The following is a 24,167-nucleotide window of genomic DNA, read 5'->3' as shown; positions in this document are numbered from 1 at the left end:
TTTTATTCCTCTTCCATAATTTCTTTTAGTCGGTTTGCGATAATTTCCATCTCTTCTTGATCAACCGACCGCACATCAAATTCGATAATTCCGTTATTCGCTTGATACTCGCGAGTATAAATTGCTGGATCAGCCGATTTTAAGGCTTCGATCACCTGTTTAGCCGTTTTTTCGCCTGAGACTTTGATGCTAGCACGGTAGATATCGCGTCCGGCACCGTCTTGAACAACAGCAGCTTTCAAGTCAGTGATTTGGTTGATTGCCTCAACAAAAGGCACCATTCGTTTTTGCATCGATTCCCCTGATTCACTGCCATTGGTTAAGTAGTCTTCTACTGCTTGCGTAAAGCCAAGAATATTGTCTTTGCCGATTTTCATCGCACGACCAATCCCTTTACTTTGCAGTCGAACCCACTCGACATATTGCTTTTTACCAATCACCAAACCCGCACTTGGACCTTCAATCGCCTTAGCACCAGAATAAATAACTAAATCAGCTCCCGCTTCTGTGTAGCGGAACAGCTCTTCTTCTGCAGCTGCATCAACGATCAAAGGCACGTGATGACGTTTGGCAACTTCAACAGCCTCTTTTACTGTCAGCATACTTTTTTGAACGGTATGGTGACTTTTGATGTATAAAATCGCTGCGGTATTTTCGGTGATCACCATTTCCAGATGTTCTGGCGAGCACATGTTGGCATAACCAGCTTCTACTAATTGGCCGCCACCTAAAGCAACCATTGTTTCTACTGGCGTTCCATAATCAACATTGTGCCCCTTAGGCAAAACAATCTCTCTTTTTTCACCACGTTCAACATATGGATGGTACACATGGTACATATCTCCTTGACCAATCACACCTGCTACTGCTTGAGCAATGCCAGCTGAAGCAGAAGATACTACTTGAGCATCCTCTACCTTCAATAAGTTTGCCAAATATTTTCCAGTTTGAATCGCCAGCTCGCTCATTTCAAAAAAATGTTCGCCGCCAAAGCGCTGCGCAGCCATCACAGATTCTGATACTTTTGAAACACCTAAAATTGTCATGCGCCCAGAAGCATTGATTACCTTTTTTAGATCAAACTTCTCATAGCTGATTGTCATATACTGCGCCTCCAATAATTGTCTTTACTGGAATGATTTGTTGCTTCGCTTGACGGGTATTGCCATTGGAATCCACTAACTCTTTTTCTTCATCAATAATCTTGAAGATCGTGAAGTCCGCATCTTTACCGACTTCGATTCGTCCTTTTTGGGACAAATGATATTGATCGGCAGCTGCGGTCGTAATCTTTTCGATGATCGCAGGCCACTCATAACCGACTGTGTGCAATTTTTCCAAAGTAGTGGCCAAATCGTAGACCGGACCATTTGTGCGGTTACGAATATAAATATCGGTACTGATGGTATTTGCGAACATGTTCGCTTTAAATGCCGTCTCCGCAACATCGAAATTGAAGCTGTCCGTTCCATGACCAATATCAAACAAAATACCGTCGCGATACGCCTGCCAAACGAATTCTTTAATTTTTCCAGTCGTTTGGTCTATTATACCGTTAGGTTTGCCGTTAAAACAATGCGTTAGGATGTCGCCCGGTCCCATTACAGTCAATATTTCTTGTAGTTCTGGTGGAGCAGAACCAATATGCACCATTAGAGGCAGTTCTTGATTTTCTGCTTGAATCTCTTTCGCCAAATTTAACGGTGTGATCCCATTATTGCCGATTACGGTTTTGCTCATGCGAGCTTTGATCCCAATAATAAATTCTGGCAGCTCAGTCAAGGCTTGTTTTACTAATTCCGCTTGTACCTTCGTCAAATCAGCCAGCTCATCTTGCTCCACAATACCGAATTTGGAAATGTTCAACAACGCATACACATTCGTCTTAGCTTCTTTTGCCAACTTGTAAAAGCGGCCAATATTTTCAGCACCAGTTGTCCCAGCATCGATAACGGTAGTTACCCCTTTTTCGACACCGATTTGATCTGGAAAATCATAGTACAAATTCATTTCTTGGTAGCAATGTACGTGACTATCGATCCAGCCAGCTGAAAAATGATTGCCTTGCAAATCGATAACTTCACGATCACCGGCTTCAATTACTTCTGCTACCTCCGTAATCTTGCCCTCAGCAAAAGCTACTTCACAAGCAACGCCTGTAATCAAACGACCGTTTTTCAATACAACTTCAGACATTCTTTTTCCTCTTTTCTTACTGTTCCAAAGTTACTGGGAACAATGCGCCTAAAATCATCGCACCTAAAATCGCGCCACCAGCAATTGGTTTATTCCATTTATAGAAAATAATTGCACCAATCGTTGAACCGATCCCAATTGGAATAGAAGCTGAAGCTGCACTCAAGATGATCAGTGGTCCTAAGAAACGACCTGACTGATTCCCAGCTCCCATCATAATGTCAGCACCAAAAGTAGAATTGGATTGATTAATTGTAAATTTACGGATTAAAATAATGATCCCGCCGACCAAAATACCTAAAATTGCACCAGTAAGTAAGGCCAATGGGAAGCTTTTAAGTGGTGCATCAATCCCCATTGATAAGAAGATTGCCGGAATACCGATTCCTAATCCCGTTAAAATCGAACCACCTAAGTCTAGAATCCCAACCAAAGAGCCTTCTAAAATTCGAGCGAATAAGAAGCTGGCACCAAATGCCGCTGCGGCTCCATAAGAACCACCGTCTAATCCAGCCTTCAACATTGCGACAATGGATACCTCGTTAAACGCACCTACACCGTATTGAATATACATATGAGTCCCGGTAAAAACAGCCGAAGACATTAATCCTACTAAAATCGGAAAGGCCCAATCACCAAACCAAAAGCTTTTCTTTTTTTGTTCTTCTGTTAATCCTGAAAGTTCCATTATTTAATAGCCCCCTATTCTACTGTAAAGACATCATGTAAATTATTTAACCAGTTTGGCGCATCCAGTCTGAAGCTTTCTAGCAATTGCAAGTCAAAACCACGGAAGAAGCCACTGAAGACAAACAATAAAATCGCTGCAGTTAAGATAATCTTAGTAATCTTAGTCCAGCCCTGTTCATCGACACCTTTACCAACTAGAATCCCTAGTACCACACCAGGTACGGCATTTCCCATGATCATTTGTGCTAAGGCACCAAACAGCGTTCCCCAAAAACCAGAACGTTTGCCGGCATCAATCGCTGCTAACCAGAACAATACTGGCATAACAATGTTAATCAAAGTTGTAGCTGCTGGTACTAATACTGCGACTGCAGTTACTTGTAATGCTTCAGGAATCGCTGCAGCGGTGGTATTTAAGAAAGCTACTAAAAGCATACCAACAACTGCACCAGCAATCCCCATTTTCTTAGGATTATGCATCGTTTCTGTTACATTTTTGTTTTTTACTAATAATGCGGCTGTTGCCCAGTTTGGAATGACCCGGTGGGTAACATCCTGGGTAAAAGCACCCGCTCCTACTGCTGAAGCCCAAGCATTAAAGAAGAAGCCAAGCCCAAAGGAGAAGTGGGAAGCTGGATCTCCTTCACAAGCATTCATTTCTCCCAATGTTCGGAAGGCACCTAAACCTTGTGTACTGGGTGCATGGAACATCCGTGCAGCTCCCGCACCTGCGGCGAAGCCTAGCAAGCCGCCGATAATCAACGATTTCAATAAAATAATAACAAATTCCACTTCGTCTCACCCTCTTACATTTTTTTAGATAAAAATGGTATATTTACTGCATCTGGTGCTGCTTGATTGACTTGTTCGAAAGGAACACTTGCCATATCAATCATTAACAGCTCCACTTCAATTTCTAGCTTAACCTCATAATTGACCTGTTCTCTAGGTAAAAAGAAGAACAGGAACCGTTCCGTATATCTTTGTTCCTCAGCAGCAAGTACAGCGACCGACTTTGGCTCAATCCGCAGTATCACATCAGAGGTTCCTTTTAATACCTTTTTTTGCACTTGGCTCAATCCGTCAGAAAAGGCTGCTGCTTTTGTATCGCCTTTTCCGCTAACGATAATCTTTTGTATTTTTTTCTCTGTCGTGTTCACTGTACCTGCTCCTTTTTATTCTCCGTATTTTTTAATGTAGGCTTCCGTTAAGCGTCTACCTAATTCCTCTTGGTCCATAAAACCAAATCCTAAAACAGTGTGCCCATCTTGAATCGCTGTTACCCCTTCTTCGACTGAACGCATACCATGTCGCTCGGAATACCCGTATTTAGTTGCAGCTGTCAACGCTCCAGCACCGCCGCTTCCGCAAAACGAAATGCCCATATCCGCATTTTCCTGCTGCATTACATCACCTAAACGCATATCTGCACCCATACCTGGTACAACCACGGCTCTTCCGCCTGCAGCCTCTACGCCTTTTGCTACGTTTTGTCCTTTACCTAAGCGATCTGCAATAACTACTGTAATCATTTTGTTTCCTCCTCGTTTTGTTTGGCACTTTCAAAGTGAATTGATAAAACAAATGTTTCATCTTTTGGTAATTTACCTACTTTATCTACCACCAGTTGTGCGATTTCTAACGCTTCTTCTGAAATTTCTGAAAACATCTCTGGTTCAACTTCTGGAATGCTTCGCTCTTCTCTTTCTCGCAGCAACATTTCACTCAGGTGGTTAATTAAAATTGTCCATTGAATATCGGTTGGTGCAATCTGTCTTTTTTGTAATAGCTGGTCGGTATAGTCAACAACTTCCTGCAACTCCTCCGTATAAGGACTACTTTGTAAGATTTTTTGACTTTCTTCTGTTAATTGCATCACTATCCTCCTTTCTATCGGTTGTCGACATAATTAAATAATGCGGTCAGTTCTGCTTCGTTCACAGCTAAATCATTTTCTGAAAACAGCTGTTCCGCTTGTTTAAATAAACTTTGATTCAATAAAAGAACGTCAGGGTTCACGTTGCCCTCTAATTGATACTGACGTTTGAATTGAATACGATGAACCATTAAGAACACATGCAATAAGAAAGCTTCTTCTGTTTCCTTTTTCAAACGTTCGCCGAAGATTTTTTTCAACCCATCATATAAAACATATCCCTTTAAAATCACTTCCTGAGTTGTTTCCTCTGAACTAAGCTCAGGAATGCGTGGGTTATGTGCAGGAACAGAACGCTTTTCTCCAAAGGTTTGGTGCATAAAGCGCTTAATGGTTTGGATATCTTCTTTTGAAGGAATTGCACTTACTTTGATAGTCGGGCAATTCAAGTCCTCCATCGGAAATATACTAATAACCAAGTCTGGCTTATGAGATTTAATCACATTTGCTGCATTTAACACTGAGGCAAAGCAAACGATCTCGACATTAGGAATTTCTTCTTCCATTTTCTGCTGAATCAGGTTGGTAACCCCTAGTCCGGTTGAACAAACATAAACTACTCGAACGATTCCCTGCTCTGACTTTTCCTTTTCCAAATAAACCAAGAAATGTAGCGCAATGTATGCGATAAAGGAATCACTAACCAGTTGATTCGTTCCGCATGTCATTTCTTGTTCACAAGCTTTCTCGATTGCTGTAAACAACTGCGGATGCAAAGACTTAATGTCTTCGACAAAAGGATTGTATTCATTGGGATAAAGATGTTTTTTGCCCAGTCGCAATGACAAATGAGCAAATAAGTTCGTCACTAATTGGGCATCTTCACCGAAATTAACACCTAACTCTTCAGAAATTCTCTTCACCAGCCGCACAGTCAGTTTCAAAATGTCTTGGTGATCATTTTCCTGCATGCGATCGCTGCATATGTACTGATACTCGTCCTTAAACAGCGGCAAATCATAAACACCAAAGACAGCCTGCATCAACAGCATCGGAATGTCTTGTTTTTTTACTAGCTCCTGTACATCACTCATGATTGTAAAAGAGCCGATCGAACGATGCATTTGCAAACGACAAATCGCAATGGTTACCCGAAAGGTAATCGCTAACAATTCGGCATAATCAAATTCGTTCGTTGTGATTGGGTCTAGCAATTCAGCTGTCTGATGAACAACTACCTGGTACACATTATAAAAAGGTAGACCTTTTCCAATGTGAATCGGCTGTTTTGGCTGATCATGATTGGTTAGTCGGTTCATGATCTGATAAATATCATACTCTGTAAGGTTATGATGCAAGAGATAATCGATCAATGAACGACAATTTTCTTCTGTTCCTTCCAACCACATGCCTTGACCACTTTGCCGTTTCAATTGAAGCTGATAAGAAGCAATAAACAGCTCAACTTTTTCTAAATCGGTAATGATTGTGTTTTTCGAAACCCCCAGCAAATCAGCTAACTGATTTGCCGTAATCGCTTCTTCGCTGAACAACAGCTTTAGAACAATTTGTTCCACCCGCAATGCCTGATCTGGGAAGATTTCAAACCGCTCTTCTTCCAACAATTCATTTTTCAGTGTTAAGCGTTGCGTTTTAGTCAGCTCAAACCAAAGTCCCTTACTACGTTGGGCATGGAGTTCAATCTCACGATCATTTAACCATAGTCGAATATTGTCCAAGTCATATTTTATTGTGCGCACGCTCACTTGGAAATGTTCAGCCAGCTCTTTGGTCGTCAGACTTTTCTCACTATCTAACAGTTTGAGTAAGACTTTGATTTCTCTTTTTGATAATTGCATCTGCATTAGCTCCTTACATGTGTAACTATAAGTTCATTGGTGATAACTCGCAATACAAACCTTTTGCACTTTGTTAAGTGCAATCACTCACTTGTTTTTCTTATTGTTTGCATAATAAATAAATTTTTGCTTCAAAAAAATCCACAAAAACCTTGATAGATCAACCTCGTACAAATGAATTTTTTCACTAAGTAACCCCTATTTAATTTACTCCTTGCACTAAGTCAAAGGAAGTTCATTTTATTTAGATTTAGGAAAATAATAGAAAAAAAACAACCGAAAAGAAACTTTCCGATTGTCGCAATAGCCCATGATAAGTTAACTCATTTCGCATTCATTAAAATTCTATTAGTAATTGTAAAAAAGTCATCTAAAAATGCATTGCTATCTATAGCTAAACCGACTACTGCATTTTTTACTGAATTATTTAGTCGATTCATATCACCAATCGTCCTGCCGATCGAAGGTTCTTCTGTTTCAACAGTTAAGTTTATCGGTAACACCTGAGTTAAGAGAGCTGGCTGAATGGCTGCTGCTACTGCCAATGGGTCATGCAAAGCACCTCCAAATTCTTCTCCGCTGTACTCATTCGTGTAATAGTAAGTCGTCATTTCCGTAATTGCCTTTGCTGCCTTAGTAGGAATTGCCTGCCACTGTTTTATATCTTGATAGTCTATCATCGTCTGTAATGTTACATCTAATCCTATCATGGTAAACGAAATGTTGCTTTCTAAAACAAACTTTGCCGCCAATGGATCATTTAATACGTTCGCTTCAGCAAATAGACTCAAATTACCAGGAATGGTTAAAGCACCTGCCATCATTACGATTTTACCAACCTTTTTCATGGCGGTAGGATTCTTTTTGATTGCTTCTGCCAAGTTAGTTAAGGGGCCCGCCGTAACGATGATTAATTCCTCACCGAACACTTCAGCAGACTGCAAAATGAAATCAATAGCAGCTTGTTGCTGAACCTCTTTAGAACTCTCTGGTAGTTCAACATTTCCAATTCCATTCACTCCGTGTACTCGATGCAAATCCTCGGTGGTATGATAGTCACTTGTTCCCCACGGAAAAGATGACCCTTTGAATACAGGTACCTCTTCTCTTTTTAGTAATGACAACAGGTTCAATGTATTTTTTATAGCCTGATCAATCGTAACATTTCCAAATGTAGTAGTCACTCCGATCAAATCCACATCGGGTTGACCAAGTGCGTAGGTCAACGCCAAAGCATCATCAATTCCAGTGTCTAAATCTAAAATCAACTTCATATTGTTCAGCTTCCTTCCTAAAATAGGCTTCGCAAACTCGCTTACGCTTGGGCACATCAAAACTAAAATTGAGAGAAACTGTCCTCAATTTTCGCTTAGTTCCGACAAAGTTATTTTGTGAAGCCAGACATATTTTACCATGATTTAGCAGGATTTTTACTTGTGAATGACTTACACTTTCTAAAAAAGTGACTGTGACATAATACGTCACAGCCACTGAAAAGCGCATAATCGCAAAAATAGGAGAAGCCATTTTCGGCTTATTTCTCGGAGTCGAACACTTCTGTCACAATCTCCATTTTTATTACATTTTGTTTGGCGCATGAACGCCTAGCAAGCGTAAGTCTTCCTTCAAAATGGTTGTTACTGCATAAACTAATGCCAAACGTGCATCTTTTTGCTCATCATCTACTAAGATCTTTGTATGGGCATAGTACTTATTAAAGGCTTGCGCTACTCTCAAGGAATGCTTCGCAATAACAGAAGGTTCATATTGTTCAGCTGCTTGAGCTACTACATCAGGGAAAGCTTGTAACAACTTGATGATTTCCCAGCTGTCAGCATCATTTAACGCATAGGCTGTATCCGCATCTGGTGTAAAACCAGCTTTATCTAAAATAGTCATTGCCCGCGCATGAGTATATTGTACGTAAGGGCCTGTTTCCCCTTCAAAACGAACAACTTCTTCAATTTCAAAATCAAAGTTGTTCAAGCGATCATTTTTCAAATCATGGAAGACCACCGCACCTACACCTACTTGATGAGCTACTTCTTCTTTGTTTGGCAGATCAGGATTTTTTTCAACAATTTGAGCCAACGCTGATTCGGTAGCTTCTTTCAAGACTTCTTCTAAAAGAATGATTTTTCCTTTACGTGTAGAAAGTTTTTTCCCACCTTGAGTAATCAAACCAAATGGAATATGCTTCATATCATCTGACCAGTCAAAGCCCATTTCCTTCAAGACGGCTTTTAGCTGTTTGAAGTGGATGCTTTGTTCATTACCAACTACGTATAATGATTTGACAAAGTTGTAAGTCCGCTTGCGGTAAATAGCCGCTGCTAGGTCACGAGTAATGTACAAAGTAGCCCCATCCGATTTTTTGATCAATGCTGGGTTCAAATCATAAGCAGACAGATCCACAATCTCTGCGCCTTGATCCTCTTTTAGCAAGTGTTTTTCCTCCAACAGGTTGACAACTTCATCCATTTTATCGTTGTAAAAAGCTTCCCCATTGTAAGAATCAAAGCTTACTTCCAGCATATCGTAAATTTTGTTGAACTCTTTTAATGATTCATTACGGAACCATTTCCATAATTCAACCGCTTCAGCATCGTCTTGCTCTAACTTCTTAAACCAAGCCCGTGCTTCATCTTCCAATGAAGCATCCTTTTCAGCTTCTTCGTGAAATTGAACGTATAAGCGCAATAATTCGCTAATTGGTTCAGCTTTTACTTTGTCTTCAGAACCCCATTTTTTATAAGCAACGATTAGTTTCCCAAATTGAGTTCCCCAGTCACCTAAGTGATTGATTTTCACTGGTTGGTAACCAACTTTACTTAAAATCAAACTGATCGAATTTCCGATTACAGTTGAGCGTAAATGCCCCATTGAAATAGGTTTTGCAATATTAGGTGAAGACATGTCAATCGTTACATTCCCATTATTGCCGATTGTGCTAGAACCAAACTCACTACCTGCTTTAGTAATCTCCTTTAGTACATTACTAGAAACAACTTCCTTGTTCATAAAGAAGTTCAAGTAAGGTCCCACCACTTCAACTTTTTCAAAATGTTCTGGCTTGATCTTTTCAGCTAAATCTGCTGCAATCTGCTGCGGCGCTTTACGATAGATTTTTGCCAATGAAAATGCGGGAAAAGCGACATCTCCATGGTCCACCGATTTAGGGTTTTCTAATAAGCGCGCCACTTCTTCCAAGGTTAAATCCTCTTTTACTACTTCGTAAACTGCTTGTGCTACGATTTCTTTGTTGTTCATCCTTTTTCCTCCTCAAACATAAAAAAAGCCTCTGATGAATACAATTCATCAGAGACGAGATTTCCCGCGGTACCACTCTTTTTGTCTAAACGACCAACTTTACTATAACGGTAGCTGCCGTTTCATCTCCAAAGTGCGCCATCTATCTCCGTTTATCTGGCTCACACCTTCCCAGACTCGCTTAAAAACAACCAATAGACTTCTCTTTTTCCTCGACGAAAATAATTTATCTGGCTTTCATAGTACCAGATACCGTCGAGAAGTCAAGACTAAACTTTGGGGATAAAGAGATTTCCCAACGTTGCTGCCATCACAGCTTTGATCGTATGCATCCGATTTTCCGCTTGCTCAAATTGATGCGCATAAGGTGCACGGAAAACTTCATCAGTGACTTCCATTTCTGAAAGACCATACGTATCTTTGATTTCTTGAGCAACTTCTGTCTGCACGTCGTGGAAGGCAGGTAGGCAATGTAAGAAAATTGTGTCTGCTTTTCCGGTTTTATCCACCATCGCTTGATTTACTTGGTAAGGCAGTAATAAATCGATTCGTTTTTTAAATTCAGCTTCTTCACCCATAGACACCCAAACATCGGTGTATAGAACCTCTGCACCTTTCACGCCCTCATCAATATCAGCAGTAATCAAAAGAGTGGCTCCTGATTTTTCAGCGTACTCTTGCGCTAAGTTTACTAATTGAGTATCAGGGAATAATTCTTTTGGTGTCACAATATGCGTATTTACACCTAAAATTGCCCCCGTGATTAATAAAGAATTTGCTACGTTATTTCTCCCATCACCCACATAAGCCAAAGTAAGTCCTTCTAATTTACCAAACTGTTCTTTGATAGTCAGATAATCTGCTAGCATTTGAGTAGGATGCCATTGATCGGTTAAACCATTCCAAACCGGTACTCCAGAATATTCAGCCAATGCTTCAACTGCTTCTTGTGAAAAGCCTCGGTACTCGATACCATCAAACATGCTTCCCAGAACTTTAGCCGTATCTTCAATCGATTCTTTTTTCCCTAGTTGAATGTCACCTTTACCCAAGTATTCAGGATGCGCACCTAAATCAATAGCTGCCGTAGTAAATGCAGCACGCGTTCTAGTCGAAGCTTTCTCAAACAACAACGCAATATTTTTTCCTTCTAAATAGCGATGACTGATATTTTTCTTCTTCATATCTTTTAAATGTGCGGCAAAATCAATCAGGTACATCAACTCTTCCTTAGTAAAATCTTTCTCTGCTAATAAACTTTTCCCTTGAAACACTGAATTCATTGTGGGCCTCCCTTTGCATATTTAAACGTTTTTTATCAAATATACTTATTTTTATACATAATACCGGATAATGACAAAAATAGCAATCCCTCTTTTCATTCTCAAGGTTTTCCTCTATTATAGTAAGGTGCATTTAAAATCGAGCATTGCTCGGACTGGTTCGGAAACTTCCCAGAATAAAAAACTAAGAATCTCAACAAAGGAGGTAGGAAAAAATGCAACAAGTGATTATTGACTGTGATCCAGGGATTGATGACGCCTTGGCTTTGGAGTTTGCAATCAAATCAAAGGAATTAGATGTGCTGGCCATTACCGTGGTTGCGGGAAATGCGCCCGTTGATATTGGCGTGGAAAATGCTTTTAAAGTATTGGAACGTTGTGATCGTCTAGATATTCCAGTGTATCGTGGGGCTGAAGCTCCCCTTAAAAGGTCTTATGTATCAGCGCAAGATACCCATGGCATGGATGGTTTTGGTGAAAGTGAGATTATTCGACGATCGACTGTGCATGTGCAAGAGGAAACAGCCGAAGCTTTCTTGGCAAATTTTTTTGCTAAAAAGCGTGAGGTTGGTATTTTAGCGTTAGGTCCTTTAACTAACATTGCTTTAGCTTTAAAGTCTAATCAAAAGTTAGGTCAAAATATGCAACGCTTTGTTACGATGGGTGGAACCTATAAAAGTCATGGAAATTGCTCACCCGTAGCAGAGTACAATTATTGGTGCGACCCTGATGCAGCAAAGGTCGTTTATGAGACATTGGATACTCTCGTTGAAATGGTTGGCTTGGATGTTACTCGGGAGATCGTATTTAGTCCGAACATCTTGGAATACTGTCACCGTATTAGTCCTGATACTGGTGATTATTTGCGAAAACTAACCCGATTTTATTTTGATTTTCATTGGCAATATGAACATCTGCTAGGTTGTGTCATCAACGACCCATTAGCAGTGGCGTATTATATTTCTCCAGAAATTTGCAGTGGTTTTGAAAGTTACACTACGGTGGAAACTACAGGGATGAGCATAGGGCAGACCTTGGTAGACCGCTATAATTTTTGGCAAAAAGAACCCAATGCTAAAATCTTGGAAACCGTTAATACCAAAGAATTTTTTACTCAGTTTTTAACCGTCCTTTTAGATGCACCGGAAGCCACGATTGCTTCTGATCTAAACCTATTAAAGTTAGGATGAGACGAATGAAAAAACACACATCACAATTAACAATTATTGCTTTAGCTGTTGCACTGAATATTGTTCTAGGAAACTTAGCATTATTTTTGCGGTTACCGATCTATTTAGATACAGTCGGAACCATTTTAGCAGCAACTTTGTTAGGTCCAATTGCTGGTATCCTCACTGGCTTTTCAAGTGCCCTGTTTACTGGAGTAACGACTGATTTATTTTCTCTATACTTTGCTCCCGTTCAGTTATGCGTCGGTTTCATGGCAGGAATTTTACTCCATAATAAACGGACTGCTTGGTCATTACCGTTAAAAGTACTGCTAGTTACCTTACCTGGTACATTGATCGCTTCGTTGATTACTGTACTATTGTTTGGCGGGATTACTTCTTCCGGCTCTAGCATGCTGGTTCAAGTGATCCACGGACTTGGTTTGAATCAAACCTTAAGTGTCTTTTTAGTCCAAATTGGTACCGATTATTTGGACAAGTTTCTGGCGATTAGTTTAGTCATTAGTGCGATTAGAGCTCTGCCACGTTATCGACAAATTGTTTCTTAAATCGCACCATTCATAAAAAAACCATCTGCTTTTATCAATTGGATAGAAGCAGATGGTTTTTTCGTTTTACATATGCTGAAAAGCTAAGCTTGGTATCGCATTTAGATCCATAGCTGCCAAGTGCTGTTTCTTCAATTCTACATGGGCGGCAGCTCCGATCATAGCTGCATTGTCACCACAAAGATTCAACGGTGGAATTACCAATTCAATTTCCGGTAATTCCTCCTGCAGAGCTTGCTTCATGCCTTCCCGTAATCCTTGGTTAGCGGCTACTCCACCAGCAATAACCAACTGCTTCACAGGGTAAGCCTGGCATGCACGGATAGTTTTAGTTACTAAAACCTCCACCACACTTGCCTGGAAACTGGCTGCCAAATCAACTGTATTTAGGGGTTCATTCCGCTGTTCAGCATTATGTACTAAATTGATAAACGCACTTTTTAACCCACTGAAACTGAAATCGAAATTATCTTCCTTCAGCATCGCACGTGGAAACTCATAGACATCCTGTCCTTGATGAGCCAACTGGTCTAGTTCTTTTCCACTAGGATAAGCTAACCCTAAAACACGCCCAACTTTATCATAAGCTTCCCCAGCTGCATCGTCTCGTGTCTCACCGATAATTTCATATGAACCGTCTTCAGCCATATAGACTAACTCCGTGTGCCCGCCGCTGACTAGCAAGGCCATTAAAGGAAACTCCAGTGACTTTACTAAGCGAGCTGCATAGATATGTCCCGCCATATGGTTTACAGGGATTAGTGGCAAGCTATGAGCCCATGCAAAAGCTTTCGCTGCACTTAAGCCAATCAGTAATGCGCCAACTAATCCTGGCCCATATGTTACAGCAACCGCCTTTAGTTGATCAGGAGTAATATTAGCTTGGACCAATGCATCTTCCAGACATAAGGTAATTTGCTCCACATGATGGCGACTAGCCACCTCAGGAACAACGCCGCCAAAGCGCCGATGACTCTTGATTTGCGAAGCAACAATATTCGATAAGACTGTTTCGCCATTTTTGATGACCGCAACGCTCGTTTCATCGCAGCTGCTTTCAATTGCTAAAATATATTCACTCGTTTCCGTGGCTGTTCCCTACTTTCAAATTCATAATAAGTGCATCCTCTACTGGTGCATGATAATAGTTTTTTCTCTTACCAATCACTTGGAAATGCATTTGTTCGTAAAGATTGCGCGCTGCCACATTGGAAGCACGTACTTCTAAAAATATCTGATTTATGTCCTGTTTACGAGCATGCGCCAACAATCGTTCAAATAGCTTTTTACCTAGTCCTTGGCATTTATATTCCGGTAAAGTAGCAACATTAGTAATTTCAATCTCGTCTACTACTTGATGAAAGCCTAAAAATGCGACTGGACTCGTTTCTTCTTCCAATAAGTAGTGACTATGCTTTTGCTGTAGATCCTGATAAAACTCTTCGACTGACCAAGGGGAACCTGTAGGGTAAGCCGCATTATTAATCTGCCAAAGCTGTTGAGCCTTTTGATTTAATGGGACATCCTTCATCATTTAGCTACCTCTAAGTGCTTAACCATTTCTAATGCATCCTCATTGTTTTCAACATAATAATTTCGGCGTACCTTTCGCCCTTCAAATCCCAATCGGCGATATAAACGCTGTGCATCTCTATTACCAATCCGAACCTCTAATGACAAAGTGATACAGCCTTTTATTATAGCGAATCTTTCTACCTCGTCAATCAAAAAGGTGCCTAGCCCACTACCTTGAAAAGCCCTTTTTACAGCTACATTAGTAATATGGGCATCATTGCCAATAATCCGGCTGCCAATAAAAGCTGCTAATTCTTCCTGATAGGTCATACATACATATAGATGCGGAATGGGCGAGTGAATTTCACCTAAAAAAGCACTTTTCGTCCACGGAACTTCTCCTTGGTACACGTCCTTTTCCAATGCAATTAATTCTTTAATATCTTCATCGGTTATGCTACGCAAAACATATTCTTTATCTTGCACAGTAACATCACGTGCTTCAAAGGGTTGCTGCTTACCTCTGATAACTGTACGGATTAGTCCGCTAAATTTTTTCAACATAATTCTCATCCCCTGGTTGATGAGTCTGCAGCCATTTCTCCTCAGCTTCAACCCGCTTCAAATAGTCTGGTACAAAGCTATGAATATCCGAGACTGGTGTTTGATCCCTCCCCAGCTGTCCTAAAGTTATTCCATTAGGGAGATTCACACGATCGTCGGACTCTATCTTAGCATCAGGTAACTTTTCATGAATCATCTCAGCGAATTTACCCGCTTCGCCAACGAATACAGTCTCACCTTTAAGTTGTTCTAGCAAATTTGCTAAAGGAATGTGCTGATCGGGAATAATTGTTTTTAACTGTTGACCTTCCCACTGATAGACTCCCGCATAAACATTATTTCGACGAGCATCCATTATAGGGACAATTAACCCTTTATCTTTAGCGTTAGCAGCCAATGACTTTAAGCTTGAAACCCCCACAAGATCTATTTTCAGCGTATCAGCTAGCGTCTTTGCCGTAGTCACTGCGATGCGAATACCAGTATAAGATCCTGGACCTTGTGCTACAACAATCCGGTCCAAGTCTCGAGGCACCAAGCCACTGATTTTCATAATATGCTCAATTGAGGGCATCAAGGTTAAACTATGATTGAGTTTTTTATTTAGTTGAAAAGAAACAAGCGCTTGCCCGTCTTCTAAAATAGCCGCTGCTAAAGTTTGATTCGATGTATCGAATGCTAAAATTTTCATCCTGCCTTATTCCTCGCTTTCAGATAGCAACATTTTACCATAAAAACTTTTTGCAATATAGTAAAGCTGGACTTATTTAAAGAATCACTTACTTTTTCACAGTATGGGAAAAACATTTTACATTTGAGAGAACATACATTTAATTATTTTTGTAATCGATGCGAATAAAAAAGTGACCAAGACTCTTTTTCATTTTTTACTAAATAGGATTTATAAAATAGGGAATCACCACAAACCGTTCTGATTCATTGGCTTTTCTAAATCCGTTGACTAGGCCACAACCTTTTATCTACTATCACATTTCATGCCAACATAAAAATACCGACCTCCATATGTTAGATTTTTGGTCTAACTTTTGGAGGTCGGTACAAGTGGGATAATTTCTTGATTATTTAGTTGAATCACGGAGAATCAGCTTTGTACCAAGCATGATTTTTCGCGGAACGGGTGCACATTCTTTTGCTAACTCTAAAATCGTAGAAACGGCTAGCTCTCCCATCCACTCGGTCTCGACTTTCACGGTAGAAAGTGTCGGTGAGACATATTTCGCCACACTGACATCGTTAAAGCCAATCACTGAAACATCTTCAGGAATCTTCAAACCAAATTCTTGGATCGCTTGCATTGCGCCAATTGCCAGTGCATCACTAGAAGCAAATAATGCGGTTGGCAACTCAGGCTCCTGCTGTAAAAATGCAGACATTGCCTTCTTACCTGCCTCCACACTAAATTCAGCTTGCAAAATATACGTTTCTTTATATAATTTCAACTGCTGCATCTTCTGCTCAAACGCAACCATGCGAGGATCATTAATTGGTTGATGTGTTTGCTTAGTAAACTCGATTCCAGATAAAATCGCAATTTGTTCATGACCTTTTCCTACAAACTGATCAATCACTGCATCAACACTTTGATCGAAATCGACTACTAAGGAATCAAAACCACTCACAGTCGCATCATAATCGACAAACAGAAGATTTTCATCCACTTCACTGATTCTTTTGATTTGTTCTGCATCAAATTTACCTAAAGCGATCGTACCAGCCGTTTTTAGTGTAGTCAAATCTGTCAATGACTCTCGTTTGATTTGGACATTTAATTCTTCTGCTCTTTTTTCAATGCCTAGACGAATGGCTAGATAATAAAGATCAGCTAATTCCTCTTCTGCATCGTACCACTGGACTAAGCGAAGCACAGGCGTTTCTGCTTTACTATTCTTTTTATGTTTCGTGTAATTTAGTTCTTCTGCTGCTTGAAATATTTTATGTTTCGTTGCTAAACCAACCGATATTTGCGAATCATAATTTAACACTCTTGAAACAGTTGCCGGAGAAACGCCGGCTAGCTCTGCTATATCACGAATCGTTGCCATTTCATTTCCTCCTGACTTACAAAGCTGCAATGAAACGGTCAAAGGCTGCTTGTCCGGTTTCATCTCGTTTAAACACACCGGCATCCTCTAAAACACGAGCAAAAACTTTGCCTACCTCTTGCTGCAATACCCTTTGAACATTTTCAGTTGTAATTGTCTGAGCATTTTTGATTTCATCTGCCCACTTCTGATGATACTCCTTCATCTGATGCGAATTTCCAAGTAAATATTGTTGGACTTCATGCAATTCCTGTTTTAATCGCGGCGGCAAGACTGCTAGTCCCATTACTTCGATTAAGCCAATATTTTCTTTTTTTATGTGTTGGACATCGGGATGCGGATGGAAAATACCGTCCGGATATTCTTCCGAAACATTATTATCCCGCAAAACCAAATCTAATTCGAAAAGCTCGCCCTTGCGACGGGCAATTGGTGTAATTGTATGATGGGGTGTCCCATCCGCGGAGAAGGCTACGACATCGACTGATTCATCACTATATTGTTTCCAAGATTCAAAGATGTATTCAGCCGCAGCAATCAATTCTTTAGACTGCTTACTCTGTAAACGAATTACTGACATTGGCCATTTTACGATTCCAGCTGTGACCGTCGGAAAGAGCGGGAAATTAATCCTACGTTCAATTTCAGCAACTGCCATTGGGAACGTATGACGCCCTCCTTGATAATGATCGTGGGAAAGAATCGAACCTCCCACAATTGGTAAATCAGCATTAGAGCCCACAAAATAATGCGGTAATACTTCCGTAATTTTCAGTAAACGCTGGAAGGTATCCCGGCTGATTTTCATTGGGCGATGTTCTTCTGACAAAACAATACAATGTTCGTTGTAATAAGCATAAGGAGAATATTGCAGTCCCCAACTTTCTCCGTCCAAATTCATACGAATGATGCGATGATTAGTCCGAGCTGGATAATTCAAGCGCCCTTTATACCCTTCATTTTCCATACACAAAAGACATTTTGGATAATCAACTTGGACCGCTTCCCGTTCTGCTGCGATCTGTTTAGGATCTTTTTCCGGCTTAGACAAATTAATGGTAATTTCTAAAGTACCGTATTCAGTCTCTGCTGGAAAAACGATATTTTTAGCGATATCCTTAGTTTTAATATAGTTGTTAGTTTGGCTCAAGTGGAAGAAGTAGTCAGTTGCCTCTTTCGGACTCTTCGCATAATACTGAGCAAAATAAGCATTCACTACTGAAGGAGGCGGTGTTAATAAATCCATCAGCTTAGACTCTAAAATATCTTTTTCTGCAGCGAGTTCGCCAATCACTTGATTTGTAATCCCTCGCTCTATAAGAGGCTGAACTAATTCAGCTGCTGTCATCTCAACTGGACGAACTTCAGCTACTTCTAAGCCATCTTGACCAATAAGACCAATGACTTGATTTTCCAAATAAATCCGATCCATATCCATCCAACCACCGGAATGAATGGCTAAACTGACAAAATCTCTAACAACTTGACTAATCGACATTTGCTGTTCCTCCTAGTCTTCATATCCATTGGGATGACTGACATGCCAATTCCAGGCAGTTTGAATAATTTCTTTGATATCTGTATATTCTGGCTTCCAGCCTAACGTGTTTTTTGCTTTTTCACTAGATGCAACTAGTGTACTAGGATCTCCTGCTCTTCGAGGACCTATCTCAGCAGCGATTTCTTTTTGCGTTACTTCCCGTGCTGCATCTAACATTTCTTTAACGGAGTATCCGTTGTTAGATCCTAGGTTAAAGACATTACTATCATTTCCAGCTTTTAGATATTCCAATGCTAAAATGTGGGCCATCGCCAAGTCTTCTACTTGAACGTAGTCGCGAATGCATGTGCCATCTGGTGTGTTATAATCGTCGCCAAAAATGGTCAAATGATCCCGTTGTCCCAACGCAACCTGCAAAATAATTGGTACTAAATGTGTTTCCGGTGTATGGTCTTCACCAATTGATGAATCAGCTTTCGCCCCTGCAACATTGAAATAGCGTAACGCTACATAACGCATGCCATATGCATTATCACACCAGTGCATCATTTTTTCCATCATTAGCTTGCTTTCACCATACGGATTTTTGGGATTGGTAGGTGTTTCTTCGGTAATTGGAGATACCTCTGGTTCACCATAAGTTGCTGCAGTAGATGAAAATACAATATTTTTTACGTTAAATTCTTCCATTACCTCCAACAGCATTTCCATACCGAAAACATTGTTATTAAAGTATTTCAGTGGTTTTTCTACAGATTCTCCCACCAAAGAGCTTGCGGCAAAATGGACTACTCCCTCGATGGTTTCATGTTGAAAAACTTCCCGCATAAACGCTTGATCGCGACAATCACCTTCATAAAAGGTTGCTTTTGGATGAACGGCTTGACGGTGTCCAGTTAATAAATTATCGACTACTACTACTGAATATCCTTGATTTATTAAACGATCAACTGTGTGCGAACCAATATAGCCTGCCCCACCTAGAACTAAAATTGACATATCTCCACTCCTAACAAAATATTTACTAAACAAATTATAAAATATTTACTAAACAAACGCAAGCAAAAAAAGATAAAACCTAAGTAGGCTTTATCTTTCCTGAGTATATTTTTTATAATTTTTCAGCAATTACTTCAATTTCAACTAGCGCATCTGCTGGAAGCTTAGCTACTTGAACACAGCTTCTAGCTGGATAAGGTTCTTTAAAGTAGCTAGCATAAATATCGTTTACTACCGAAAAGTGATCCAGATCCTTTAAGAAAACCGTTACTTTAAGAGCATTTTCTAAAGTAAGGCCGATGGTTCCCAGTATATTTTGAATATTCTCTAAAGATTGTTTGGCTTGGGCTTCCACTCCTTCTTGAAGTTGATTGGTAGCAGGATCGATACCCAATTGACCTGATAAGAAAACCGTATTTCCTGTCACCATCCCTTGAGAATAAGGTCCTAATGCTTTTGGCGCTTTTTCAGAATTTAATCTTTCCATGTATGTCTCTCCTTTACCATTCTTTTTACTAGCTCCATTATACCCAATTCAGTATCAACAATCCAAGAATTGTTGAATATTTTGTCAGGAGCGATCTTTTAGCTTTCCATTTTTGACATTTTCCCCCATAATAAAAGTAACAAGAAAAGGGAGGCCAATCATATGCGTAAATTTACATCAGGATTTTTTACAGGAACATTAGCAACAGCAGCCGTTGTTGCTGGACTTTTAATGGGTGTAAAGAAAAAAGTAATTGAACCCTTAGAAGAACAAGAATCAAAAATCGACGAAAATCGTAAAAAAGCCCGTAGAAAACGGATTGCTCGTTAAAAAAGAAAGCGACCTGCTTTCTTTTTTTTGCTACTCATGCTTTTCGCAGTTAGTTAGGAGTGTCAGTCTCACTTTTCTCGTACCTAGAAAAATAATGACAACTCCTAAGCTAGCTGTTTATTTTTGATAGATAGACTGAACAATTTGGTTGGCCACTTGGAAAATCTGATCCCTGTTTTTCGGCCTTGGAGAAGCAGCATTTAGCCAGTCGAATCCGGCTAAAGGAGCGCCATAGCAATACAAGTTATTTAACGTATGATTTTGTTGATCAACTATTCGGTGCGTACTGCGCTCTACCTTCAATGCACCACTTTCATGATTCTCATTCTCTACCCGTACCACATCTGGCGCTAGATATCCGCGATTCTTTAGTGCCTTAATCAGAGGATTTAGCGTTTTACGGTAACTAGTAGTTGGCAAACGAGCTTCTATTAAATGCTTAGCTACATATTTTACTTGTTCGTTTTGCTTACTGAAGGCAATAAAACGATCATTTTCACACACAACCTCCATGTCAGGCGCCAAGAAGACAGCAATGCCTGCTTTATTTAAAGCGGCTAATTGCTTCATACGGAGTACCGGAGGGCCAACAGTCAAAAAACCATACATTGAATCGTAGTTTCCCCATAATTCCTCCCAATATTCTTTTGAAGTAAACGCTTTACGCTCAATCATTTTGTGCACAGGCATCTGCAGTTCCTTCATCGTATCTAATGCTGCCGCAACTGCTCCAGTCAAATTACCTTTTTCTGCTTCATTGATATCTTTTTCCATATAGTTTTGAATGAAAGCTGTAAAATTCTCAGGTTCGACTCCTTTACCTGGATCTACTAACGCATCCCAGTCCCATCGCATTTCTACCGGAACTTCAAAACGTTCTAGTACTTCTTTACGATCTTCTTTACGATAAGCACTTAAAAACGCATTAATATCAATTGAAGTGTTTGCCAGCTTTTTCTCATAGTAGACTAGCTCCACTTCTTTTTTTAGCAGATCAAAAAACTCAGTTGCTTCACCCGGTTGGAATTTTTCAATTCGTTCATTGGTAAGTATTTGCGGCTGTGCATCCTCACCTGCTAACTTTTGGTTGACTGGACGAGCATGATATGGCACCCCTCGGCCAGATCCCAAAATCATTTTGCCTTCTTTGCCAGAAGGTTGATAATAAAGTTCGCCAGCTTCGTCAACAAACTTCCCACCCCAATGCTTAGTCAATAAAGCGACATAGTCAAAGAAGCTTAAACCCAATCCCCGCAAAATGACGTCTTCTTGTGGCAAGATACTATCCAGCGAGACGGTAGCAGGATTTTTAGGTGGTTGATACGTTAACTGTTGTTCTTCTGCAAAAACTTTTAGCTGCTGCTCAGTTACTGTTAATTCGTTTTCAGAATGCCCCGTGGCCAAAACTACTTGGTCCACAAGATGTTTTTCCTGTGCGATTAATGTAATTTGCTCCTTAACAATTAAGTCTTTTACTTGGTCCTGATAGAAAGTCAGCGAAATATTTTCTGGCAAGTTTGCCTGAAGATTTAAGAAGAACCATTGTTGGTACAACCCGTAAAAGCGTCTTTGACAACAATCATTTCGTTTAAGTGTTGCTGCTTGCCTTAAGAACTCCGCTTGATTTTCTTCAACATGTTCTTTGATGAAATCAGGTGCCTGATTTTTGCTCCATTCGTATAAACTAGGTCTTGGGATACCTACTTCAGTGTCTAGTTGGTCAGAGAACAACGTGACATGCTCCATAACACTGTTCATCAAAACTGCATCATCTTGCTTTGTATTCCATACTAGTCCCCCAAGCCCAGCAGGATCAAAAGCCAATATTTCTAGCTTTTCAGGTTTTGTGTAATTTTGAATTAATTGATCTAACATAATTAATCCATAAGGACCTGTACCTACAACTGCTATTCTACCCATTTTCTCGCTCCAATCTTTCCTTTAATACTACTGCTTGATTATGTTCGGTATCTTTTGCACTATAAACCATAGTGAGTTGACTATTTTTCATAGCTAATTTTTCTAAATGTTGGAAAGCAGCCTGATGAGAATCATCTGTTAATTCCTGCAAATAACGTTTAGCAAACTCAGGATATCTCGCAGGATCATGACTGAACCATCTTCTCAATTCATTACTGGGAGCAACGTCTTTTAACCATTCGTCGACTGCCGCTTTGTCTTTTGACATACCTCTAGGCCAAATCCGATCAACCAATACTCGATAACCATCGTCCTCTTCAACTGTATCATATATACGCTTGATTTTAAGCATTGCCTTCACCTCAATTCCAGAGTAAAGAAAAAAAGCCGAAAGTGCAACTTATAACAATTTACTGAATGTAATAATTGCATAAAAAAGACCGTGTGAAGTTATTTTGCGAAACCTATTGTCGACAAACTTAAAAAAGCATGCTGCAAAAAATGCAACATGCTCCATTGACTAATCAATTTTTTTCTTTTTAACTTTGCCTTGCCATTCTTCAATACCGCCTTTTAAAATGTACAAGTCAGTATACCCATTTTTGCGTAATAGATTTGCTGCACGAGCACTCACCGATTTATTGTAATCATAGATGTAAATCGGTTGGTCTTTACGTAGTGAACTCATCGTTTCCTTCAACATAGGAAAAGGAAAACTACGCGCACCAAGAATATGCTTTGCGTTAAACTCATCGCGTTCTCTTACATCAATTACTTGTGCCTTGCGCATTCCTGCTTGGAACTCCTCTTGAGTTAACAACTTCGCTGAACGTTTTACCATGATTCGAACGTACAGTTCATACCCAAAGAATAAAAGAATAACCGCTAATAAAATAATGTTTAATGTCCACCAAAATGACATACGAAACTTCCCTTCCTAATTCAATATTATCGTGCTAAAGAAGCCGCACCAATCACTCCAGCTTCATTTCCCAACTCAGCCAATTTAATTTTTGTACTATTTCTAACTTGCGGGAACGTGAATTGCTCAAAGTATTTCTCAACACGACTCCGCAGAAATTCACCAGCTGCAGAAACACCGCCACCGATAATAATAGCTGAAGGATTCAATGTATTTCCGATGTTTCCACAAGCTAACCCTAAGTAAAAAGTAACTTTATCCACCACACGTAAAGCAAGATCATCGTCAGCTGCTGCTAATTCGAATACGTCTTTACTAGTAATATCTTCGCCATTATCTAAACGTGCTTTTAGTTGGGAGCCGCCAGCATATTCTTCTGCCAATTGACGAGCCACACGTACAACACCAGTTGCGCTTGCTACAGTTTCTAAGCATCCTCGTTTGCCGCAAGTGCATTCAAAGCCTTCTGGATCAACGGTAATATGTCCGATTTCGCCAGCACATCCAGCCACTCCATGAAGTAATTGGCCGTTCATAACAATTCCACCGCCAACACCCGTTCCTAAAGTTACAAAGACAACATCAGGATCATTTTCGCCGGCGCCTTTCCAGCGTTCACCTAGTGCCGCAACATTGGCATCGTTATCAATGAAAAATGGAATACTGGTTCCTTTTTCAATCATTTCCTTAACTGGCTGTAACGTTTTCCAGTTCAAATTGTAGGCACCAATGACGGTTCCTTCAACAATATTGACACTTCCCGGTGTACCCATTCCAATGCCGATAAACTGTTCTGGCTTCATATTATATAATGCCAAATGATGATTAATTGATTCAATGATATCTGGTACGATATGTTGTCCTTCATCCAAGATATTTGTATCAATACTCCATTTTTGTTGGATATCGCCATCTTGAGTTAAAATTGCAAATTTGACAGTTGTACCACCCAAA

At 40.0% G+C, this 24,167-nt stretch carries 26 protein-coding genes and 1 riboswitch; of the genes, 3 read left to right on the top strand and 23 right to left on the bottom strand.

All coding sequences use genetic code 11. The features are described 5' to 3' along the window. Positions 1-2: 2 nt before the first annotated feature. The 11 genes from IGI42_RS00130 to argF form a co-directional block, all read right to left on the bottom strand. Complete coding sequence (locus tag IGI42_RS00130; RefSeq protein ID WP_438713501.1) at positions 3-1,103, bottom strand: DgaE family pyridoxal phosphate-dependent ammonia lyase; 1,101 nt, start codon at positions 1,101-1,103, stop codon at positions 3-5. Next, positions 1,087-2,196 carry an amidohydrolase/deacetylase family metallohydrolase gene (locus IGI42_RS00125; RefSeq protein ID WP_438713500.1) on the bottom strand — a complete coding sequence of 370 codons (1,110 nt, stop codon included), beginning with the start codon at positions 2,194-2,196 and terminating at the stop codon, positions 1,087-1,089. Before IGI42_RS00125 ends, IGI42_RS00130 begins: the two co-directional genes overlap by 17 nt. A gap of 16 nt (positions 2,197-2,212) precedes the next feature. Next, positions 2,213-2,884, bottom strand: coding sequence for a DUF4310 family protein (locus IGI42_RS00120; protein ID WP_438713499.1), 672 nt, complete (start codon positions 2,882-2,884; stop codon positions 2,213-2,215). Positions 2,885-2,898: 14 nt separating this feature from the next. After that, a complete protein-coding gene (locus tag IGI42_RS00115; protein WP_438713498.1) occupies positions 2,899-3,678 on the bottom strand; it encodes a DUF4311 domain-containing protein in 780 nt (259 codons plus the stop codon). A 14-nt stretch (positions 3,679-3,692) separates the two neighbouring features. Continuing rightward, a complete protein-coding gene (locus IGI42_RS00110; RefSeq protein ID WP_438713497.1) occupies positions 3,693-4,046 on the bottom strand; it encodes a DUF4312 family protein in 354 nt (117 codons plus the stop codon). A 15-nt stretch (positions 4,047-4,061) separates the two neighbouring features. Then, positions 4,062-4,418, bottom strand: coding sequence for a glycine-rich SFCGS family protein (locus IGI42_RS00105; RefSeq protein ID WP_438713496.1), 357 nt, complete (start codon positions 4,416-4,418; stop codon positions 4,062-4,064). Beyond that, a complete protein-coding gene (locus IGI42_RS00100; protein WP_438713495.1) occupies positions 4,415-4,762 on the bottom strand; it encodes a PRD domain-containing protein in 348 nt (115 codons plus the stop codon). Before IGI42_RS00100 ends, IGI42_RS00105 begins: the two co-directional genes overlap by 4 nt. Positions 4,763-4,776: 14 nt before the next feature. Beyond that, positions 4,777-6,621, bottom strand: coding sequence for a BglG family transcription antiterminator (locus IGI42_RS00095; RefSeq protein ID WP_438713494.1), 1,845 nt, complete (start codon positions 6,619-6,621; stop codon positions 4,777-4,779). A gap of 323 nt (positions 6,622-6,944) precedes the next feature. Next, complete coding sequence (locus IGI42_RS00090) at positions 6,945-7,895, bottom strand: nucleoside hydrolase (RefSeq protein ID WP_438713493.1); 951 nt, start codon at positions 7,893-7,895, stop codon at positions 6,945-6,947. Positions 7,896-8,199: 304 nt separating this feature from the next. Then, positions 8,200-9,891 (bottom strand): arginine--tRNA ligase, encoded by a 1,692-nt coding sequence (gene argS, locus IGI42_RS00085; RefSeq protein ID WP_438713492.1) that lies wholly within the window; start codon positions 9,889-9,891, stop codon positions 8,200-8,202. 269 nt (positions 9,892-10,160) lie between these two features. After that, entirely contained in the window at positions 10,161-11,174 is a 1,014-nt protein-coding gene (gene argF / locus IGI42_RS00080) for an ornithine carbamoyltransferase (protein WP_438713491.1), read from the bottom strand. A 149-nt stretch (positions 11,175-11,323) separates the two neighbouring features. Next, a riboswitch (PreQ1 riboswitch) is annotated at positions 11,324-11,368 on the top strand. A 21-nt stretch (positions 11,369-11,389) separates the two neighbouring features. Here argF and IGI42_RS00075 point away from each other — a divergent pair. Together IGI42_RS00075 and IGI42_RS00070 are read left to right on the top strand one after the other, a co-directional pair. After that, positions 11,390-12,364 (top strand): nucleoside hydrolase, encoded by a 975-nt coding sequence (locus tag IGI42_RS00075; RefSeq protein ID WP_438713490.1) that lies wholly within the window; start codon positions 11,390-11,392, stop codon positions 12,362-12,364. A 5-nt stretch (positions 12,365-12,369) separates the two neighbouring features. Beyond that, a complete protein-coding gene (locus IGI42_RS00070; protein WP_438713489.1) occupies positions 12,370-12,912 on the top strand; it encodes an ECF transporter S component in 543 nt (180 codons plus the stop codon). A 66-nt stretch (positions 12,913-12,978) separates the two neighbouring features. Here the strand turns inward: IGI42_RS00070 and tsaD are convergent, their stop codons facing one another. From tsaD to IGI42_RS00030, 8 genes are all read right to left on the bottom strand, one after another. Continuing rightward, entirely contained in the window at positions 12,979-13,983 is a 1,005-nt protein-coding gene (tsaD, locus tag IGI42_RS00065; protein WP_438716978.1) for a tRNA (adenosine(37)-N6)-threonylcarbamoyltransferase complex transferase subunit TsaD, read from the bottom strand. Between the two features lie 4 nt (positions 13,984-13,987). After that, the gene (rimI, locus tag IGI42_RS00060; protein ID WP_438713488.1) at positions 13,988-14,446 is read right to left on the bottom strand and encodes a ribosomal protein S18-alanine N-acetyltransferase; all 459 of its coding nucleotides are present in this window, start codon (positions 14,444-14,446) and stop codon (positions 13,988-13,990) included. After that, positions 14,443-14,991 (bottom strand): ribosomal protein S18-alanine N-acetyltransferase, encoded by a 549-nt coding sequence (gene rimI, locus IGI42_RS00055; RefSeq protein WP_438713487.1) that lies wholly within the window; start codon positions 14,989-14,991, stop codon positions 14,443-14,445. The genes rimI (IGI42_RS00060) and rimI (IGI42_RS00055) overlap by 4 nt, the downstream gene beginning before the upstream one ends. Next, positions 14,975-15,682 (bottom strand): tRNA (adenosine(37)-N6)-threonylcarbamoyltransferase complex dimerization subunit type 1 TsaB, encoded by a 708-nt coding sequence (gene tsaB / locus IGI42_RS00050; protein WP_438713486.1) that lies wholly within the window; start codon positions 15,680-15,682, stop codon positions 14,975-14,977. The genes rimI (IGI42_RS00055) and tsaB overlap by 17 nt, the downstream gene beginning before the upstream one ends. A 388-nt stretch (positions 15,683-16,070) precedes the next feature. After that, a complete protein-coding gene (locus IGI42_RS00045) occupies positions 16,071-17,054 on the bottom strand; it encodes a substrate-binding domain-containing protein (protein ID WP_438713485.1) in 984 nt (327 codons plus the stop codon). Between the two features lie 16 nt (positions 17,055-17,070). After that, positions 17,071-18,552 (bottom strand): UDP-glucose--hexose-1-phosphate uridylyltransferase, encoded by a 1,482-nt coding sequence (gene galT / locus IGI42_RS00040; RefSeq protein ID WP_438713484.1) that lies wholly within the window; start codon positions 18,550-18,552, stop codon positions 17,071-17,073. Positions 18,553-18,564: 12 nt separating this feature from the next. Further along, the gene (gene galE, locus IGI42_RS00035) at positions 18,565-19,554 is read right to left on the bottom strand and encodes a UDP-glucose 4-epimerase GalE (RefSeq protein WP_438713483.1); all 990 of its coding nucleotides are present in this window, start codon (positions 19,552-19,554) and stop codon (positions 18,565-18,567) included. A gap of 112 nt (positions 19,555-19,666) precedes the next feature. Further along, positions 19,667-20,041, bottom strand: coding sequence for a RidA family protein (locus IGI42_RS00030; RefSeq protein ID WP_438713482.1), 375 nt, complete (start codon positions 20,039-20,041; stop codon positions 19,667-19,669). Between the two features lie 162 nt (positions 20,042-20,203). Here IGI42_RS00030 and IGI42_RS00025 point away from each other — a divergent pair, with 162 nt between their 5' ends. Beyond that, the gene (locus IGI42_RS00025) at positions 20,204-20,371 is read left to right on the top strand and encodes a DUF3042 family protein (protein ID WP_438713481.1); all 168 of its coding nucleotides are present in this window, start codon (positions 20,204-20,206) and stop codon (positions 20,369-20,371) included. A gap of 117 nt (positions 20,372-20,488) precedes the next feature. Here the strand turns inward: IGI42_RS00025 and IGI42_RS00020 are convergent, their stop codons facing one another. The 4 genes from IGI42_RS00020 to IGI42_RS00005 all read right to left on the bottom strand — a co-directional run bounded on the left by IGI42_RS00020 (position 20,489) and on the right by IGI42_RS00005 (position 24,166). Further along, complete coding sequence (locus tag IGI42_RS00020; protein WP_438713480.1) at positions 20,489-22,291, bottom strand: FAD/NAD(P)-binding protein; 1,803 nt, start codon at positions 22,289-22,291, stop codon at positions 20,489-20,491. Then, a complete protein-coding gene (locus IGI42_RS00015) occupies positions 22,284-22,643 on the bottom strand; it encodes a DUF488 domain-containing protein (protein WP_438713479.1) in 360 nt (119 codons plus the stop codon). Before IGI42_RS00015 ends, IGI42_RS00020 begins: the two co-directional genes overlap by 8 nt. A gap of 168 nt (positions 22,644-22,811) precedes the next feature. Then, positions 22,812-23,213 (bottom strand): rhodanese-like domain-containing protein, encoded by a 402-nt coding sequence (locus IGI42_RS00010; RefSeq protein ID WP_438713478.1) that lies wholly within the window; start codon positions 23,211-23,213, stop codon positions 22,812-22,814. Positions 23,214-23,239: 26 nt separating this feature from the next. Beyond that, on the bottom strand, positions 23,240-24,166 hold the full coding sequence (locus tag IGI42_RS00005) for an ROK family glucokinase (protein WP_438713477.1): 927 nt from the start codon (positions 24,164-24,166) through the stop codon (positions 23,240-23,242). Between the last annotated feature and the right edge of the window lies 1 nt (position 24,167).

This window comes from Enterococcus sp. AZ109 (genome assembly GCF_051714625.1).
Classification (GTDB): domain Bacteria; phylum Bacillota; class Bacilli; order Lactobacillales; family Enterococcaceae; genus Enterococcus_A.
This window is presented reverse-complemented; position numbering and strand designations above follow the sequence as displayed.

What these genes read in the sequence shown, in the direction of transcription:
- IGI42_RS00130 (WP_438713501.1), bottom strand. Translation starts at nt 1,103, where the DNA reads ATGACAATCAGCTATGAGAAGTTTGATCTAAAAAAGGTAATCAATGCT.
- IGI42_RS00125 (WP_438713500.1), bottom strand. Translation starts at nt 2,196, where the DNA reads ATGTCTGAAGTTGTATTGAAAAACGGTCGTTTGATTACAGGCGTTGCT.
- IGI42_RS00120 (WP_438713499.1), bottom strand. Translation starts at nt 2,884, where the DNA reads ATGGAACTTTCAGGATTAACAGAAGAACAAAAAAAGAAAAGCTTTTGG.
- IGI42_RS00105 (WP_438713496.1), bottom strand. Translation starts at nt 4,418, where the DNA reads ATGATTACAGTAGTTATTGCAGATCGCTTAGGTAAAGGACAAAACGTA.
- IGI42_RS00100 (WP_438713495.1), bottom strand. Translation starts at nt 4,762, where the DNA reads ATGCAATTAACAGAAGAAAGTCAAAAAATCTTACAAAGTAGTCCTTAT.
- IGI42_RS00095 (WP_438713494.1), bottom strand. Translation starts at nt 6,621, where the DNA reads ATGCAATTATCAAAAAGAGAAATCAAAGTCTTACTCAAACTGTTAGAT.
- IGI42_RS00090 (WP_438713493.1), bottom strand. Translation starts at nt 7,895, where the DNA reads ATGAAGTTGATTTTAGATTTAGACACTGGAATTGATGATGCTTTGGCG.
- argS (WP_438713492.1), bottom strand. Translation starts at nt 9,891, where the DNA reads ATGAACAACAAAGAAATCGTAGCACAAGCAGTTTACGAAGTAGTAAAA.
- argF (WP_438713491.1), bottom strand. Translation starts at nt 11,174, where the DNA reads ATGAATTCAGTGTTTCAAGGGAAAAGTTTATTAGCAGAGAAAGATTTT.
- IGI42_RS00075 (WP_438713490.1), top strand. Translation starts at nt 11,390, where the DNA reads ATGCAACAAGTGATTATTGACTGTGATCCAGGGATTGATGACGCCTTG.
- IGI42_RS00070 (WP_438713489.1), top strand. Translation starts at nt 12,370, where the DNA reads ATGAAAAAACACACATCACAATTAACAATTATTGCTTTAGCTGTTGCA.
- rimI (WP_438713488.1), bottom strand. Translation starts at nt 14,446, where the DNA reads ATGATGAAGGATGTCCCATTAAATCAAAAGGCTCAACAGCTTTGGCAG.
- rimI (WP_438713487.1), bottom strand. Translation starts at nt 14,991, where the DNA reads ATGTTGAAAAAATTTAGCGGACTAATCCGTACAGTTATCAGAGGTAAG.
- tsaB (WP_438713486.1), bottom strand. Translation starts at nt 15,682, where the DNA reads ATGAAAATTTTAGCATTCGATACATCGAATCAAACTTTAGCAGCGGCT.
- IGI42_RS00045 (WP_438713485.1), bottom strand. Translation starts at nt 17,054, where the DNA reads ATGGCAACGATTCGTGATATAGCAGAGCTAGCCGGCGTTTCTCCGGCA.
- galT (WP_438713484.1), bottom strand. Translation starts at nt 18,552, where the DNA reads ATGTCGATTAGTCAAGTTGTTAGAGATTTTGTCAGTTTAGCCATTCAT.
- galE (WP_438713483.1), bottom strand. Translation starts at nt 19,554, where the DNA reads ATGTCAATTTTAGTTCTAGGTGGGGCAGGCTATATTGGTTCGCACACA.
- IGI42_RS00030 (WP_438713482.1), bottom strand. Translation starts at nt 20,041, where the DNA reads ATGGAAAGATTAAATTCTGAAAAAGCGCCAAAAGCATTAGGACCTTAT.
- IGI42_RS00025 (WP_438713481.1), top strand. Translation starts at nt 20,204, where the DNA reads ATGCGTAAATTTACATCAGGATTTTTTACAGGAACATTAGCAACAGCA.
- IGI42_RS00020 (WP_438713480.1), bottom strand. Translation starts at nt 22,291, where the DNA reads ATGGGTAGAATAGCAGTTGTAGGTACAGGTCCTTATGGATTAATTATG.
- IGI42_RS00015 (WP_438713479.1), bottom strand. Translation starts at nt 22,643, where the DNA reads ATGCTTAAAATCAAGCGTATATATGATACAGTTGAAGAGGACGATGGT.
- IGI42_RS00010 (WP_438713478.1), bottom strand. Translation starts at nt 23,213, where the DNA reads ATGTCATTTTGGTGGACATTAAACATTATTTTATTAGCGGTTATTCTT.